Here is a 15,400-nt window from a genome sequence, read left to right as displayed (position 1 = left end):
GCAAGACTATACGTTTTTGCACCGCGACGCCGGTGCAAGCGGCCATGCCAGCGGGCATTGCCGGGCCCAAGTGCGCTAAGGTCTTGCTATGCCTCAACCCTATCTCTCAGACCCTGCCACGCGCCCTGCACGCATCCGCATCGGGCACCTGGCCGAAGCGAAGAAACGCGGCGAGAAGTTCTCGATGCTCACCTGCTATGACCGGATGCTGGCCGAAGTGTTCGACGAGGCCGGCATCGAGATCCTGCTGGTTGGCGACTCGGCGGCGAACACGGTCCTGGGCTACGACTCGACCCTGCGCATCAGCATGGATGAGATGATCACCTTCTCCAAGGCGGTGGTCAACGGCGCCAGGCGGGCGCTGGTCGTGGCCGACCTGCCCTTTGGCAGCTACGAGCAGTCCCCCGCCCAGGCGGTGGAATCGGCGGTCAGGCTGATGAAGGAAGCCGGGGTGCACGCGGTGAAGATGGAGGGCGACGCCCGCCATGCCGGGCACGTGCACGCCATGGTCGGAGCCGGGGTGCCGGTGATCGCTCACATCGGCTTCACCCCGCAGTCCGAGCACGCCTTGGGCGGCTACCGGGTGCAGGGCCGCGGGGACGCGGCCGATGCGCTGCTTGAGGACGCGGTGGCGCTGCAGGATGCTGGCGCCTTTGCGGTGCTGCTGGAGATGGTGCCCAGCCCGGCCGCCGCGAAGGTGGAGGCGGCGCTGCGCGTGCCCACGATCGGCATCGGCGCCGGGAACTCGACCACCGGGCAGGTGCTGGTGTGGCAGGACATGCTGGGCCTGGGCTCCGGGCGCACCCCGCGTTTCGTGAAGCAGTATGCGAACCTGCGTGAAATCGTTTCCGGGGCGGTGGGCCAGTACCACCGGGATGTGGCCGATGGCAGCTTCCCCAGCGCGCAGTACGAATTCGACAAGTAGCCACAAAACCTACCCGGCGCGTCCGGAACCGGCAGCGGCCGCCCCCTGAGGCGGCCGCTGCCGGTTTTAACGGCTATTCGTCCTCTTCGTCTTCCGCGTCCCAGGCCTCATTGCGCGCCTGGACCTTGGCCATCGCGTTGCGGGCCTCGTCCTCCGTGGCATAGGGACCCAGCAGTTTCGTCCAATCGGACTGCGGGCCTTTTTCGATGCCCCCGGTTTCCACGTTGTACCAGTACTGGCCTTCGCTCATGGTCTCTTCCTTCCTTGTTGCCCGCTCTTGGCGCAGCGGCGCGCCCATCACCCCCCTTTGGTGGCGTGGAACAGTCACCGCTCTCACCGCCAGCCTAGTGCCCGGTCGGGTTGCTGTCATTGAACCTTGAAGCGCGCCCCAGCGGGTGTGGCACCGTTCCCAGCCCGACGGGTGTGCCGCAGCAGGCAGATTCTGCCGGGGCGCCATGGCTAGAATAAAAATATGACTACTGCCGCAACAGCCCCCATTGGAAACCTCACTCCAGGCGTCGTCGGCCCACAACTGAAGGTGCCGGCGGATATCGCCCGCCCCGAATACGTGGGCAAGCCGGAGCCGACCTCGCACCGCCACCCGGACGTCAACACCCCGGAGATGATTGAGCGGATCCGTGTCGCTTCGAGGATTGCGGCGCAGGCGCTGGCCGAGGTGGGCAAGGCCTGCCAGCCGGGGGTGACCACGGCGGAACTGGACCGGATCGGGCACGAGTACATGATCGATCATGGCGCCTACCCCTCCACCCTGGGCTACCGGGGCTTCCCGAAGTCGGTGTGCACCTCGATCAACGAGGTCATCTGCCACGGCATCCCGGATGACACCGTGCTGCGGGACGGGGACATCATCAACATCGACGTGACCGCCTACATTGACGGCGTGCATGGCGACAACAACGCCACCTTCCTGGTGGGAGACGTGGATGAGGAATCACGCCTGCTGGTGGAGCGCACCGAGAACTCGCTGAAGCGCGCCATCAAGGCGGTCATGCCGGGGCGCGAAATCAACGTCATCGGGCGCACCATTTCGGCCTACGCCAAGCGCTTTGGCTACGGCGTGGTGCGTGACTTCACCGGCCATGGGGTCGGCCCGGCGTTCCATACCGGGCTGATCATTCCGCATTATGACGCGGCCCCGGCTTACAACCAGCTGATTGAACCGGGTATGGTTTTTACCATTGAGCCGATGCTGACACTCGGAACGATCGAGTGGGACATGTGGGCCGATGGGTGGACTGTCACGACGAAGGACAAGAAGCGAACCGCCCAGTTTGAGCACACGCTGCTGGTCACCGACAATGGCGCCGAAATTCTGACCTTGCCGTAGCTGAGGTTTATTTTCCTTCCGTGTTTTAAAGGCTGAAAGGAGCCTCATGGTTCAGCAACGCGCCTCACAGCAGGAGCGCCTCGGGTTCGGCATCGACGTTGGCGGTACCGGAATGAAGGGCGGCATCGTTGATTTGACCACCGGGAAACTGGTGGGCAAGCGTTTCCGGATGCCCACGCCGAAGCCTTCACTGCCCGAGGCTGTCGCCGAGGTGGCCGCCGCGATCTACTCCGAGCTGCGCAGCCGGGAGGGCGCGCCGTTGGATGATGCTCCGCTGGGGATCGCGGTGCCGTGCATTGTGCACCATGGGGTGGCGCGTTCCGCGGCAAACGTGGACAAGTCCTTTATCGGCACCGACCTGGTGCAGTTGTTCGGAAAGACGCTGGGCCGAGATGTGGTCATGCTCAACGACGCCGACGCGGCCGGACTGGCCGAGGGCGAGTACGGTGCCGGGCGGAACGTGCCCGGCAGCGTGATGACCCTGACCCTGGGTACCGGGATCGGTTCGGCATTGCTGTTCAACGGACAGCTGGTGCCGAACTTCGAGCTGGGCCACCTGGAGTTCAATGGGGCCGAGGCCGAGGCCACCACGAGCGCCGCGGCACGCGAACGCGAGGAGCTGCCCTGGGACCAGTACGCCCAGCGTCTGAGCGCCTTCCTGCGCCACCTGGAGTTCCTGTTCTCCCCGGAGCTGTTCATCCTTGGCGGGGGGATCTCCAAGAACCCGGAGCGGTTCGTGCCAATGATCGACATCGACACCGAGCTGAAGGTGGCCACCAACGCGAACAACGCCGGTATCATCGGCGCGGCCCTGCAGGCCTCGCGCATCCGCTGACCCGCAAGGAAAAGCACCGCGCACGTACCGTGGAAGACAAACAACCTCGACCAGTAACTACTGGTCGAGGTTGTTGTTGCTTAAGCCGCCTCACGGACGTCAAGCCGCGGCCCTATTCGGCGGTCAGTGGCCGCTGGTTGCCGCGCGGAAGGTCGCTGCGCTCCTCACGCAGCTTGGCGATGGCGGACTCAAAGTCGCTCAACGAGGTGAAGTCCTGGTAGACGCTGGCAAAGCGCAGGTAGGCGACCTCGTCCAGGCGCTGCAGCGGTTCCAGGATTGCCAGGCCAATCTGGTGGGCCGGGATCTCCGCGGCCCCGGACATCCGTACGGTCTCCTCCACCTCCTGGGCGAGCACGGCCAAGTCGTGGTCGGTGACCGGGCGGCCCTGGCAGGCCTTGCGCACACCGTTGATGACCTTGGTGCGGGAGAACGGTTCAGCGGCCCCGGACTGCTTGATCACGTTCAGGCTGGTGGTTTCCAGGGTGGTGAAGCGGCGGGAGCAGGCGGTGCACTGGCGGCGCCGGCGGATCGACACCCCATCGTCGGCCACACGGCTGTCGACGACGCGGGAGTCGGGGTTGCGGCAATAGGGACAGTTCATTGCACCTCCAGGATGTTTCCGGGACACGGTCCCCCTGGCCCTCATTGCGGCCACGGTTACCCGATGTCACCTAACAGTTTATCGTCTATTTACGCTGGCGTATTTGGACTGCGTCACCATGGGCGGGCAGGTCCTCGGCGTTGGCCAGGTTGATGACGTGTTCGGCCACCTCCCCCAGCGCCGCCTGCGGATAGTCGATGACCTGAATGGCCTTCAGGAAGGTGTTCACGTTCAGGCCCGAGGCGTGCAGTGCGGTCCCGGAGGTCGGCAGCACGTGGTTGGATCCGGCGCAGTAGTCCCCGAGGCTGACCGGGGCGTAGTCCCCCACGAAGATCGCGCCAGCGGCGGTAATGCGCGAGGCGACGAATGCGCTGGATTCGGTCATGATTTCCAGGTGTTCGGCCGCGTAGGTGTTGCACACCTCGATTCCCTGCTCCACGTCGGCGACCAGGATGATCGCCGACTGGCTGCCGGAGAGGGCCACGCCGACCCGTTCGGTGTGCTTGGTGGCCGCCACCTGGCGTTCCAGGCTGGCCCGGACCGCCTGTTCCAGTTCCGCGGAATCCGTAATGAGCACCGCGGCGGCGTTCTCGTCGTGCTCGGCCTGGGAAATCATGTCGGCGGCAACAAAGTCCGGGTTGGCACTGGCGTCGGCCAGGATCGCGATCTCGGTCGGCCCGGCTTCGGCATCGATGCCCACCACGCCCTTGACCAGACGCTTGGCGGTGGCGACAAAAACATTGCCGGGGCCGGAGATCACGTCGACCGGTTCAATGCCGCCGCGGGGATCGGCGGTGGCCGGCACCCCGTAGGCGAAGGCGGCCACGGCCTGGGCCCCGCCCATCGCGTGCACCTCGGTAATGCCCAGCAGTTTCGCGGCGGCCAGGATGGTGGGGTGGGGCAGGCCGCCGAACTCGCGCTGCGGCGGGCTGGCCAGGGCCAGTGACTGGGCACCGGCGGCCTGGGCGGGCACGGTGTTCATGATGACCGAGGACGGGTAGACGGCCAGTCCCCCAGGAACGTACAGGCCCACGCGTCGCACCGGCACCCAGCGCTGGGTGACCCGGGCTCCGTGCGGATACTCCACGACCGCGTCCTGGGGTACCTGAGCCGCGGCGAAGGCGCGGGCCCGCTCAATGGATTCCTCCAACGCCGCCCGTACCTTGGGATCCAGTTCATCCAGGGCCCGCTGCAGCTCCTCCTGCGGGACCAGGGTATGCTCCAGGCGCACCTTGTCGAACTTCTCGGACAGTTCCAGCAGCGCGGGCATCCCCTCACCGCGCACCTTGTCGATGATCTGCTGCACCGATTCGGCGGCGGTCTGCGAGTTCACCACCGGCCGTGGCAGCTGCGCCTTCAGGTCGGCGCGCTCCAGCCGGCGTGCCCGCCAGTCGATGGTGGCCAGTTGCGGGAAGGGGTTCTGAGCTGAGGAAGTCACCCGTCCAGTTTAACCGTGCCCGCGGTCGGGTGCGGCAATGGTTACCCGGCCCGGTCACACAGGATCAGGCCGGGTACCTAGGCATCCAGGCAGGCCGGACCGAGCAGCACCTTCAGGTCTCCGAACAGTGCCGGGTTCGGGTTCACCCGGTAGTTCATGCCCAGGCGCATCAGCGAGGTGCCTCGCGAGCCGGAGAGCTTGACCCGCACCTCGGTGTTGCCCCGGTGCGTGCGCAGCACGTCACCGAGCTGGGAGACCAGGGTTTCGGTGGCCTTGTGGGTGGGGATCGCAATGACCACCGGCCCGGTGCCGGTGGCGTCGGAGAGCTCCGGGATCATCATTTCCTGCGCGTTCAGGGTGATTGAACCGTCGTCACGGCGCTGCACGCGTCCCTTGATGACCACAATCAAGTCTTCTGCCAGCACCTCGGCGATCGGCTGGTAGGCCTGGCCGAAGAACATGACCTCCATCGAACCGGAGAGGTCCTCCAGCTCGCAGCGGGCGTAGGGGTTGCCGGACTTCTTGGCAATCCTGCGCTGCAGGCCGGTGATCATGCCCGCGATGGAGATGATGTGCCCGTCGGAGGGACCGTCATCGGAGATCACATGGGTGATCGACATGTCCGCGTACTGGTCCAGGGCCTGGCCCAGCCCCTGCAACGGGTGGTCCGAGACGTAGAGGCCCAGCATTTCGCGTTCGAATCCTAGCTTTTCCTTCTTGTCCCAGTCCGGCAGGTCCGGGATGCTTACGCTCATCGAGTCGGAGGCATCCTCGGTGCCCAGCGCGCTGAACAGGTCAAACTGGTTGGCGGCCTCATTGCGCTTGAGGGTGATCACCGAGTCCACGGCCTCTTCGTGGATCGCCACCAGGGCTCGGCGGTGGTGGCCCATGGAGTCGAACGCGCCGGCCTTGATCATCGATTCAATGGTGCGCTTGTTGCACACCACGGCCGGGACCTTGCGCAGGAAGTCGCTGAAGTCGGTGTAGGCGCCCTTCTCGGTGCGGGCCTCGACCATGCCCTCCACCACGTGGGTGCCCACGTTGCGCACCGCACCCATTCCGAAGCGGATGTCCTTGCCGACCGGGGTGAAGGTCAGGGCGGATTCGTTGACGTCCGGCGGCAGCACCGTGATGCCCAGGCGCCGGCATTCGTTCAGGTACATGGCCAGCTTGTCCTTGTCATCACCCACGGAGGTGAGCAGGGCCGCCATGTATTCGGCAGTGTAGTGCTCCTTGAGGTAGGCGGTCCAGTAGGACACCACCCCGTAGGCCGCCGAGTGCGCCTTGTTGAACGCGTAGTCGGAGAACGGCAGCAGGATGTCCCATAGGGTCTGCACCGCGGCATCGGAGTACCCGTTGTCGTTCATCCCCTGCTTGAAGCCGACAAACTGCTTGTCCAGTTCGGACTTCTTCTTCTTGCCCATCGCACGACGCAGGATGTCCGCCTGGCCCAGCGAGTAGCCGGCCAGCTTCTGGGCGATCGCCATTACCTGTTCCTGGTAGACGATCAGGCCAAAGGTGCCGCCCAGGATGTCCTCCAGCGGTTCGGCCAGCTCCGGGTGGATCGGCACCACGTCCTGCAGCCCGTTCTTGCGCAGTGCGTAGTTGGTGTGGGCGTTCGCGCCCATCGGTCCCGGGCGGTAGAGCGCCAGCACCGCGGAGATGTCTTCGAAGTTGTCCGGGCGCATCAGCTTCAGCAGCGAACGCATCGGACCGCCATCAAGCTGGAACACGCCCAGCGTGTCGCCGCGGGCCAGCAGCTGGTACGTGGCCGGGTCATCCAGTGGCAGGGTCTCCAAATCCAGGTCGTCCCCGGTGTTGGCCTTGATGTTCTCGATTGCGTCGGAAATGATGGTCAGGTTACGCAGGCCCAGGAAGTCCATCTTGATCAGCCCCAGGCCTTCGCAGGTCGGGTAGTCGAACTGGGTGATCACCTGACGGTCCTGCAGGCGGCGCATGATCGGGATGACGTCAATGATCGGATCCGAGCTCATGATCACCCCGGCCGCATGCACACCCCATTGGCGCTTGAGCCCCTCCAGGCCCTTGGCGGTTTCGAACACGCGCGCCGCTTCGGGATCGTTGGCGACCAGGTTGCGGAAATCCGCGGCCTCGGAGTAGCGCTTGGACTGCGGGTTTTCGATGTCGTTCAGCGGGATGTCCTTGGCCATCACCGCCGGAGGCAGCGCCTTGGTCAGCGTTTCACCCATCGAGAAGGGGTACCCCAGCACTCGGGAGGAGTCCTTCAGCGCCTGTTTGGTCTTGATCGAACCGTAGGTGACGATCATGGATACGCGCTCGTCACCGTACTTCTCGGTGACGTACTTGATCACTTCGGGGCGACGACGATCGTCAAAGTCGACGTCGAAGTCGGGCATGGAAACGCGCTCCGGGTTCAGGAAGCGTTCGAAGATCAGTCCGTGCTGCAGCGGATCCAGATCGGTGATGCGCATGGCGTAGGCGACCATGGAACCTGCACCGGAACCACGGCCGGGGCCGACGCGGATGCCGTTGTCCTTGGACCAGTTGATGAAGTCGGCCACCACCAGGAAGTAGCCGGGGAAGCCCATCTTGATGATGACGTCCAGCTCGTAATCGGCCTGCTTGCGCACCTCATCGGGGATGCCATCCGGGTAGCGGTAGTGCAGGCCCTTGTCGACTTCCTTGATCAGCCAGCTGGTTTCGTCCTCCCCTTCCGGGGTGGGGAACTTGGGCATGTAGTTGGCGTTGGTGTCGAAGGAGACCTCGGCCCGTTCGGCGATGAGCAGGGTGTTGTCGCAGGCCTCGGGGAACTCGCGGAACAGTTCACGCATTTCCCGGGCGCTCTTGAGGTAGTAGCCGGAGCCGGAGAAGGCGAAGCGCTTGCCGCCCTGGTCGTAGGTGGGTTCATCAAGGGTGGAACCGGAGTTGATGGCCAGCAGCGCCTCGTGGGCCTTCGCGTCGGCTTCGTGCGTGTAGTGCAGGTCGTTGGTGGCCACCAGTGGGATCTGCAGTTCCTTGGCCAGGCGCAGCAGGTCCTTGGTGATCCGCCGTTCAATCTCCAGACCATGGTCCATGATCTCGCAGAAGTAGTTCTCCTTGCCGAAGATCTCCTGGAATTCGGCGGCGGCCGCCTTTGCGGCCTCGTACTGTCCCAGGCGCAGCTTCGTCTGGATTTCACCCGAGGGGCAGCCGGTGGTGGCAATCAGGCCCTTGGAGTGGTTGTTCAGCAGCTCGCGGTCCCAGCGCGGATACTTGCCGAAGACCGAATCCAGGGAGGCGATGGAGCTGCCCTTGAAGAGGTTGTTCATGCCCTCGTTGTTGTAGGACAGCAGCGTCATGTGGGTGTAGAGGCCACCGCCGGAGACGTCATCTCCCTTTTGCTTCTCCTCGGTGCGCCATTTCACGCGCTGCTTGTCATCGCGCGCGGTTCCCGGCGTCACGTAGGCCTCGACCCCGATGATGGGCTTGATGCCGGCCCCGGTGGCCTGGCGCCAGAAGTCGAAGGCACCGAAGAGATAGCCATGGTCGGTGATGGCCATGGCTTCCATGCCCTGCCGGTTGGCTTCCTCGAAGAGCTCGCCAAGACGGGCCGCCCCGTCGAGCATCGAGTATTCGGTGTGGGTATGAAGATGAACAAATCCGTCGCGTGTGGCACTCACGCATCCAGTCTAGCCCTCGGCCCGCGCGGAATCAGCTCGGGCGCGGGTTGGGAAAAGCCACACTCGCAGGCGCGGTTTTTTGCCATGGACCCGGCACGCTCCGCATACGGAAACCGCTGGGTGTGGCAACAAAAACTAGTAGGTGCCTTCGCGTAAGAGCTCCAGGGCCCCCGCCAGGTCTGCCGGGTATTCGCTGACGAATTCGACCCATTGCCCGGTAGCCGGATGGGCGAACCCCAGCTGATGGGCGTGCAGCCATTGACGCGTCAGGCCCAGCGCGGCCGCGAGCTTTGGATCGGCGCCGTAGGTCTGGTCCCCGGCGCACGGATGACCGAACGCGGAGAAATGCACACGGATCTGGTGGGTTCGTCCGGTTTCCAGTTCGACCTCGACCAGGCTGGCCCGGCCAAAGGCCTCCTCCACCTTGTAGTGGGTGACCGAGTTGCGCCCGCCATCAAGGACCGCGAACTTCCATTCGAAACCCGGATGCCGGCCGATGGGCGCGTCGATCGTCCCTTCCAGGGGGTCGGGCAGACCCTGGACGACGGCATGGTAGATCTTCTTTGGGGTGCGTTCCTTGAACGCCCGCTTCAGCTCCGTGTAGGCCAGCTCGGTTTTTGCCACCACCATCAGGCCGCTGGTCCCCACGTCCAGCCGGTGCACAATCCCCTGCCGTTCCGGGGCACCGGAGGTGGAGATGTTGTAGCCCTCGGCGGCCAAGGCCCCGACGACGGTGGGTCCGACCCACCCGGGTGAGGGGTGGGCGGCTACGCCCACCGGCTTGTCGATCACCACGAAGTGTTCGTCATCGGCGATGATTTTTAGGTTCTCCACCCGTTCCACCCTCACTTTCAGTGGGTCTTCTTTGGCCGGCAGGTGGACCACCAGCTGGTCGCCCGCCTTGAGCTTCGGGGATTTGCTGATGGTCCTTGCGTTGACTTGCACCTGTTCGCTGCGGCACAGTTCGGTGGCCTCGGCCCGTGGGATTTGCAGCTGCCGGGCGATGAAGACATCGGCCCGGCTTCCCTGGTCTTCGTCAGCGACTTGCAGTCGGTGCACTGCGGCGGGGCGGTCCTGGCTCATTGTGGTTGATCCGTTCCCGTGGCCGTCTGGGTATTCTTGCCGGCTCCGTTCATCGGGACGTCACGCAGCAGCAGGATCGCCACCACGATCATCGAGCAGACGATGAAGGAGTCGGCGACGTTGAAGATGGCAAAGCCCGGTACGGAAATCATGTCGACGACGTGTCCGAAGCCCAGGCCGGGAGCACGGAAGATCCGGTCAATGAGGTTTCCACCGACTCCTCCCAGCAGCGCGCCGAGGGTCAGCGCCCACGACAGGGTGCGCACCTTGCGGATCAGCAGGTAGATCACATAGCAGAAGACGGCGGCCTGCAGCAGCGCGAAGACGATGGTGAAGTTCTCTCCGAAGGAGAATGCGGCGCCGGGATTCAGGATGTAGTGGATGTTCAGGATCCCGGGGATCACCGGAATCGACTCGCCCAGTTGCATCGTTGATTCGATATAGAGCTTGGTTCCCTGATCCAGGATCAAGGCCAGTACGGCCAGACCGAAGCCCAGTGCGAGGAACCTGCCGGCGTAGCGGCGGGGATCCGGGGCGGCCGCGGGTGAGTTGTTTTCCATTCGTACCCTTTGTCAACGACGTGTTAAACGACAACGGTGGTGACCGGATGTCCGGTCACCACCGTCAACTGTACTGACTAGCTTTTCAAGTCAGCAAAACCGGTTGGTTAGCTGTTCTTGGTCGTGCTGTCGATCGATGCCTGGGACTCCAGGTCACGCAGCTGGCCTTCGATGTAGGTCTTCAGGCGGGCACGGTAGTCGCGCTCGAAGCCTCGCAGCTGTTCCAGCTTGCGTTCCAGGACGGACTTCTGCTGCTCCAGGGCCGAGAGAGTCTTGCGGCTCTTCTCCTCGGCCTCGGTGACCATGGTGTTGGCTTCGGTCTTGGCATCAGCGATGATCTTGTCGCGCTGCTCCACACCGGAGGCCACGTACTCATCGTGCAGACGCTGTGCCATGGCAAGCACGTTGGCTGCGGATTCCGCGGTGTCGGTCCGAGCACCGGTTTCGGCTGCCGGAGCGGCCTTCGGAGCCTCGGTCTTCTTTTCCTCGGCAGGCTTGGCAGCAGGTGCCTCGGCCTTCTTCTGCTCGGCAGGCTTTGCAGCTGCGTCGGCCTTCTTCTCCTCGGCAGGCTTGGCAGCAGGTGCGTCGGCCTTCTTCTCCTCGGTGGGCTTGGCAGTCGGGGCTGCTGCCACCGGGGCCGGCACGGACTGCTCCTTGGAAGAGGAAACATCCTCGCCCAGGGCAGACAGGCGGCGGCGGAGCTCGTCGTTCTCAGCGTTCAGGCGACGCAGTTCTACGACGATCTCGTCGAGGAAATCATCTACCTCGTCCTGGTCGTAGCCTTCGCGGAACTTGGTCGGCTGAAACCGCTTATTGACTACGTCTTCTGGCGTCAAAGCCATTGGGTCACCTCAATACTGGGATCTCTTCCGCACGACCTAGGTTGCCCTGCGAAACACTTACCTTGTTCAATACTACGACCGGTGTAGTCGAAGCACCATTTTTTAAAGGATATAACGTTTTGGTCACTAAACACGAAAACGACATCTAGTGGCCGTGTCATTCATTTTGAACCTACCGCGTCAGCCCCGTAAGGACAATCTGCGAACAGGTTCGACAAACACTAAATTCCGACGCTGTACCCGAGATTGCCGACGATCGCCTTGGCGATCACGACGACGATGAACAGCACCAGGAAAGACAGGTCCAAACGTATTCCACCCAAGTCAAGAGGCTTAATACGCTTGCGCAGCCAACGCAGTGGCGGGTCGGTGATCGTTACCACGACCGTGGCTGCGACCAGAGCAATTCCCTTCGGGCTCCAGTGCCGGGCAAAACTTTCAGTAACATCCAACACAATTCTCATTAACAGCAGAATTTGAAGAATACTCAGCGCGAGATAAAGAATCCCGAATAGCATCGTGGCGTTCTCGCTCCTTGGCGGTTAGCTCTGATTGAAGAAAGTTGCCTGGGCTTCGGACTGCTTACGGTCCTCGCCCAGCACCTCTACAGTAGCCGGTGAGAGAAGGAACACCTTATTGGTGACGCGTTCGATGGAGCCATGCAGGGCGAAAACCAGTCCTGCGGAGAAATCTACGAGGCGCTTGGCATCGGTTTCGCCCATGTCGGTGACGTTCATAATCACCGGGATACCGTCACGGAAGTTCTCACCAATGATTTTGGCATCATTGTAAGAACGAGGGTGCACGGTTGTAATCTGACGCAATTCGGAATCCTCATCCCTAACCGAAGGGGCACGTTTGATGGGAGTGACAGGAGCCCGGTACTCGGTTTCCTGCTCATACTGATCTGGTTGCGGAATCGCTGCTCGGGCAGCAGGGGTTGGGCCTGCTGCTTCGGTCGGTCGCTGGGGAGCTTCCTCTTCCACGACTCGCACCTGGGCGCGCTGCTCAGGCTCGCGGGCAGGAGCTTCCTCGTGCTCGACCGCATCGGCCAAGCCAAGGTAGACCATTGCTTTACGTAGTCCGTCCGCCACGATACTCTCCTCGTTTCCCGTACATGCAACCCCAGTGCATGATTCCGCTAGTTCGACGCTACCGCACTGGATTCGGGTAGCAACGTAAATCTGTTCAATTCTCTGCGGTGTGTCGCAGGGAGCTAGTTTTCTCGCCAGATGATGCCGGCGAAACGGCCGCTGTGACGGTCCCGACGGTAGGAGTAGTACTCCGGATTTTCCAGGGTACATATCCCACTGTTGCGCACCTGGACGGCCAGATCGCGAAGTTGCCCCGCGGCGGCCCTTGGCAGGTCCAAGGCCGGGGTGTCCCAGCTGGTGATGCTGCCGATGCCCGGCACCCGCGCCTCTGACTCCTCGAGCATTTCCTGCGGCACCTCGTAGCAGCGCCCGCAGATCGCCGGGCCGATAACGGCCTCAATGCGGGTGGCGCCCAGCTCGGTGAGCTGCTTGACGGTTTCGGGCAGGATTCCGTCCAGTAGTCCCCGGCGTCCGGCGTGAACCGCGGCGGTGGCGCTGGAGTTGTTCTGCGGGTTGTGCCCAACGAACAGCACCGGCAGGCAGTCGGCGACCATGACGGCCAAGGGCGTTGTCCCCGTGGGGCTGATCAGCCCGTCACAGGTGGCCGCCGCGCTTTCCGCGCCTTGCTGTTCGGCACGCTGTTCGGCGTTTAGCACGGTGGCCGAGTGAACCTGGTTCATGAAGGTCAGGGAAAAGCTTCGAACCCCGATCCGCTCCTCCAGCCTGGCGCGGTTGGCCCGCACCTGTTGCGGGTCGTCATTCACGTGCAGGGCGAGGTTGCCCTCGGCCTGTGAGGTGAATGCCAGGTGGATCTGCGGATCGAGGTTCGATGCGTAATGTAGCACTGCGTTCAGGTTCCGGTGCGGACTACTTCAGGAAGTCCGGCACGTCCAGATCGTCGTTGGAGCCGTTCAGGTCCGAATCGACAACGTCGGGAAGGTCCTGGAAGTCCCTGGAGGATTCCGGTTCGGGCTTGCGCTCGGGGATGGCGGCGGCGACGGGCTTCTCGGCTGGCTTGGCCGAGACGCTCTCCGCGGCCGCTTCAGCCGGCGGCGGGGTGGTGATCGACTGGGCCGGCAGCTTCGCCATCGGCTTGCTGGTGGCATCCACGGAGTCGAAGCCGGCGGCGATCACGGTTACGCGTGCCTCATCGCCCAGGGCGTCGTCGATGACGGCACCGAAGATGATGTTGGCTTCGGGGTGGGCCACTTCCTGGACCAGGCGGGCTGCCTCGTTGATTTCGAACAGGCCGAGGTCCGAGCCGCCCTGGATGGACAGCAGCACGCCATGGGCGCCGTCGATGGAGGCTTCCAGCAGCGGGGAGGCGATTGCCAGTTCGGCGGCCTTGACCGCGCGGTCCTCACCGCGGGCCGAGCCGATGCCCATCAGCGCCGAGCCGGCACCCTGCATCACCGACTTCACGTCGGCGAAGTCGAGGTTGATCAGGCCCGAGGTGGTGATCAGGTCGGTGATGCCCTGCACACCGGAGAGCAGCACCTGGTCGGCCTGGCGGAAGGCGTCGAGCACCGAGACGTTGCGGTCCGAGATGGACAGCAGTCGGTCGTTCGGGATGACGATCAGGGTGTCGACTTCGTCGCGCAGCGCCTCGATGCCGGCCTCGGCGGAGTTCGCACGGCGGCGGCCTTCGAAGGTGAACGGACGGGTGACCACACCAATGGTCAGTGCGCCCAGCGAGCGGGCGATGCGGGCCACGACCGGGGCGCCACCGGTGCCGGTGCCGCCGCCTTCGCCGGCGGTCACGAAGACCATGTCCGCACCGCGCAGGACGTCTTCGATCTCCTCGACGTGGTCCTCGGCCGCCTGACGACCAACATCCGGGTTGGCGCCGGCACCCAGGCCGCGAGTTAGTTCGCGTCCCACGTCGAGCTTCACGTCGGCGTCGCTCATGAGCAGTGCCTGGGCGTCGGTGTTGATGGCGATGAATTCAACGCCCTTCAACCCGACTTCGATCATTCGATTGACCGCGTTTACACCGCCACCGCCGATGCCGACGACTTTAATGACCGCGAGGTAATTCTGTGGAGCTGCCACGTCCCGCTTCCCTTGTTAGTTGTGCTACATGAATCACGAAACCAGCGCGAAACCTTCACCCTTAGCCTTAAGGTTTGGCTTCTGTCAAGCTATCGTTATAAGAACGCTATGAGTCGCGCCGGTCTAGTGCAACGACCGCTTGGGGGCGTGTCGTTTTCTACTACGTTCCATCTTTCCAGAATTTTCGCCCAAGTTGCTTCTCCCACACCCACGGCGCGCCAGTTAATGCGGGCAATCGGCGACGCCTAGTAGGTCACCGGATTTTCCGGATTGGAGATGTCCACCACCTTGGGCGGGTTGCTGGACGCCGATAGCTCCTTTAGGAAAATCTGGGCGACTTCGTTCTTCAGCTCTGGCTTGTCTCCCTCACCCCAGATCAGCGTGCGTTTCTTGGGAAGGTTCAGTTCCACGAAGTCGGCCTGGGTCAGCGTCGCGGAGCTCACCTGTTCCAGAACCTTGTTGTCGATGGTGCTCAAAACACCGGTCAACAGCTTGAAGGCTTCGGGATCCTTGGTGCGTTCCGAGGCCGTGATGCCCGGTAATTTATATTTTGCGTCCTTGCCCACTTTTTTCAGTTTGCGCCCGTCCGCGGCCACCAGGTAGCGGTCCTTGCCCTCGATGAGCACCGCCACCGGCTCTGCCTCCACGAGCTCCACCTTCAGGGTGTCGGGCATCTGGGCGCGCACGACCACCTCATCCAACGCCGGTTCCTGCCCGATCAGCTCCATCACCTTGGATTCGGAGATCCGCGGCAACGGGGTGCCTTCCAAGCTGGAGAGGCGTTCGGTGACCTTCTGCTCGTCAATCAGCTTGGTGCCGGTGACCTGGATGTGCTTGGCCGCCAGCACCGGGCTGAAGCTGAGCACCAACACCGCGGCCAGGCTGAGCAGCACCACCGCTCCGGCGACGATCAGCATCACCCGGCGGCGTTTCCTCTCCGGCGGTTCGGGCAGCGGCAGGACTTTTGCGCTTTGGTTCATG

15 protein-coding genes are annotated in these 15,400 nt (G+C 63.5%); 3 read left to right on the top strand and 12 right to left on the bottom strand.

Annotated features, from left to right (window positions below):
• Positions 1 to 88: 88 nt before the first annotated feature.
• Positions 89 to 925, top strand: a complete 837-nt coding sequence (panB, locus tag RCJ92_RS00230; RefSeq protein WP_138926460.1) for a 3-methyl-2-oxobutanoate hydroxymethyltransferase — start codon at positions 89 to 91, stop codon at positions 923 to 925.
• Positions 926 to 998: 73 nt separating this feature from the next.
• Here the strand turns inward: panB and RCJ92_RS00225 are convergent, their stop codons facing one another.
• Entirely contained in the window at positions 999 to 1,175 is a 177-nt protein-coding gene (locus RCJ92_RS00225; protein WP_138926461.1) for an SPOR domain-containing protein, read from the bottom strand.
• Between the two features lie 222 nt (positions 1,176 to 1,397).
• On the opposite strand from RCJ92_RS00225, the gene map reads away from it, so the two are divergent.
• Together map and ppgK are read left to right on the top strand one after the other, a co-directional pair.
• Positions 1,398 to 2,273 (top strand): type I methionyl aminopeptidase, encoded by an 876-nt coding sequence (map, locus tag RCJ92_RS00220; protein ID WP_138926462.1) that lies wholly within the window; start codon positions 1,398 to 1,400, stop codon positions 2,271 to 2,273.
• Between the two features lie 46 nt (positions 2,274 to 2,319).
• The gene (gene ppgK / locus RCJ92_RS00215; protein WP_138926463.1) at positions 2,320 to 3,108 is read left to right on the top strand and encodes a polyphosphate--glucose phosphotransferase; all 789 of its coding nucleotides are present in this window, start codon (positions 2,320 to 2,322) and stop codon (positions 3,106 to 3,108) included.
• A 112-nt stretch (positions 3,109 to 3,220) separates the two neighbouring features.
• Here the strand turns inward: ppgK and nrdR are convergent, their stop codons facing one another.
• From nrdR to RCJ92_RS00160, 11 genes are all read right to left on the bottom strand, one after another.
• Positions 3,221 to 3,709: a transcriptional regulator NrdR gene (nrdR, locus tag RCJ92_RS00210; protein WP_054821459.1), complete on the bottom strand. Its 489-nt coding sequence runs from the start codon at positions 3,707 to 3,709 to the stop codon at positions 3,221 to 3,223.
• 85 nt (positions 3,710 to 3,794) lie between these two features.
• Complete coding sequence (gene hisD, locus RCJ92_RS00205; RefSeq protein ID WP_138926464.1) at positions 3,795 to 5,147, bottom strand: histidinol dehydrogenase; 1,353 nt, start codon at positions 5,145 to 5,147, stop codon at positions 3,795 to 3,797.
• A 77-nt stretch (positions 5,148 to 5,224) separates the two neighbouring features.
• The gene (gene dnaE / locus RCJ92_RS00200) at positions 5,225 to 8,788 is read right to left on the bottom strand and encodes a DNA polymerase III subunit alpha (protein WP_138178047.1); all 3,564 of its coding nucleotides are present in this window, start codon (positions 8,786 to 8,788) and stop codon (positions 5,225 to 5,227) included.
• Positions 8,789 to 8,923: 135 nt separating this feature from the next.
• Positions 8,924 to 9,871 (bottom strand): RluA family pseudouridine synthase, encoded by a 948-nt coding sequence (locus RCJ92_RS00195; RefSeq protein ID WP_343832701.1) that lies wholly within the window; start codon positions 9,869 to 9,871, stop codon positions 8,924 to 8,926.
• On the bottom strand, positions 9,868 to 10,431 hold the full coding sequence (gene lspA / locus RCJ92_RS00190; protein WP_446753401.1) for a signal peptidase II: 564 nt from the start codon (positions 10,429 to 10,431) through the stop codon (positions 9,868 to 9,870). Before lspA ends, RCJ92_RS00195 begins: the two co-directional genes overlap by 4 nt.
• Before the next feature lie 107 nt (positions 10,432 to 10,538).
• Positions 10,539 to 11,273 carry a DivIVA domain-containing protein gene (locus tag RCJ92_RS00185; protein WP_446753400.1) on the bottom strand — a complete coding sequence of 245 codons (735 nt, stop codon included), beginning with the start codon at positions 11,271 to 11,273 and terminating at the stop codon, positions 10,539 to 10,541.
• Positions 11,274 to 11,494: 221 nt separating this feature from the next.
• Positions 11,495 to 11,791, bottom strand: coding sequence for a YggT family protein (locus RCJ92_RS00180; RefSeq protein ID WP_138178055.1), 297 nt, complete (start codon positions 11,789 to 11,791; stop codon positions 11,495 to 11,497).
• Between the two features lie 24 nt (positions 11,792 to 11,815).
• On the bottom strand, positions 11,816 to 12,367 hold the full coding sequence (locus RCJ92_RS00175) for a cell division protein SepF (protein ID WP_138178057.1): 552 nt from the start codon (positions 12,365 to 12,367) through the stop codon (positions 11,816 to 11,818).
• Positions 12,368 to 12,489: 122 nt separating this feature from the next.
• Positions 12,490 to 13,212: a peptidoglycan editing factor PgeF gene (gene pgeF / locus RCJ92_RS00170; RefSeq protein ID WP_138926467.1), complete on the bottom strand. Its 723-nt coding sequence runs from the start codon at positions 13,210 to 13,212 to the stop codon at positions 12,490 to 12,492.
• Positions 13,213 to 13,234: 22 nt separating this feature from the next.
• Positions 13,235 to 14,419: a cell division protein FtsZ gene (gene ftsZ, locus RCJ92_RS00165; protein WP_138926468.1), complete on the bottom strand. Its 1,185-nt coding sequence runs from the start codon at positions 14,417 to 14,419 to the stop codon at positions 13,235 to 13,237.
• Positions 14,420 to 14,664: 245 nt separating this feature from the next.
• Complete coding sequence (locus RCJ92_RS00160; RefSeq protein ID WP_138178063.1) at positions 14,665 to 15,399, bottom strand: cell division protein FtsQ/DivIB; 735 nt, start codon at positions 15,397 to 15,399, stop codon at positions 14,665 to 14,667.
• Position 15,400 lies beyond the last annotated feature (1 nt).

Source organism: Glutamicibacter sp. BSL13, from assembly GCF_052928425.1.
This window is presented reverse-complemented; position numbering and strand designations above follow the sequence as displayed.

Bases quoted from the DNA above. Each gene is read 5' to 3' on its own strand.
- panB (WP_138926460.1), top strand. From the start codon at position 89: ATGCCTCAACCCTATCTCTCAGACCCTGCCACGCGCCCTGCACGCATC.
- RCJ92_RS00225 (WP_138926461.1), bottom strand. From the start codon at position 1,175: ATGAGCGAAGGCCAGTACTGGTACAACGTGGAAACCGGGGGCATCGAA.
- map (WP_138926462.1), top strand. From the start codon at position 1,398: ATGACTACTGCCGCAACAGCCCCCATTGGAAACCTCACTCCAGGCGTC.
- ppgK (WP_138926463.1), top strand. From the start codon at position 2,320: ATGGTTCAGCAACGCGCCTCACAGCAGGAGCGCCTCGGGTTCGGCATC.
- nrdR (WP_054821459.1), bottom strand. From the start codon at position 3,709: ATGAACTGTCCCTATTGCCGCAACCCCGACTCCCGCGTCGTCGACAGC.
- RCJ92_RS00195 (WP_343832701.1), bottom strand. From the start codon at position 9,871: ATGAGCCAGGACCGCCCCGCCGCAGTGCACCGACTGCAAGTCGCTGAC.
- lspA (WP_446753401.1), bottom strand. From the start codon at position 10,431: ATGGAAAACAACTCACCCGCGGCCGCCCCGGATCCCCGCCGCTACGCC.
- RCJ92_RS00185 (WP_446753400.1), bottom strand. From the start codon at position 11,273: ATGGCTTTGACGCCAGAAGACGTAGTCAATAAGCGGTTTCAGCCGACC.
- RCJ92_RS00180 (WP_138178055.1), bottom strand. From the start codon at position 11,791: ATGCTATTCGGGATTCTTTATCTCGCGCTGAGTATTCTTCAAATTCTG.
- RCJ92_RS00160 (WP_138178063.1), bottom strand. From the start codon at position 15,399: ATGAACCAAAGCGCAAAAGTCCTGCCGCTGCCCGAACCGCCGGAGAGG.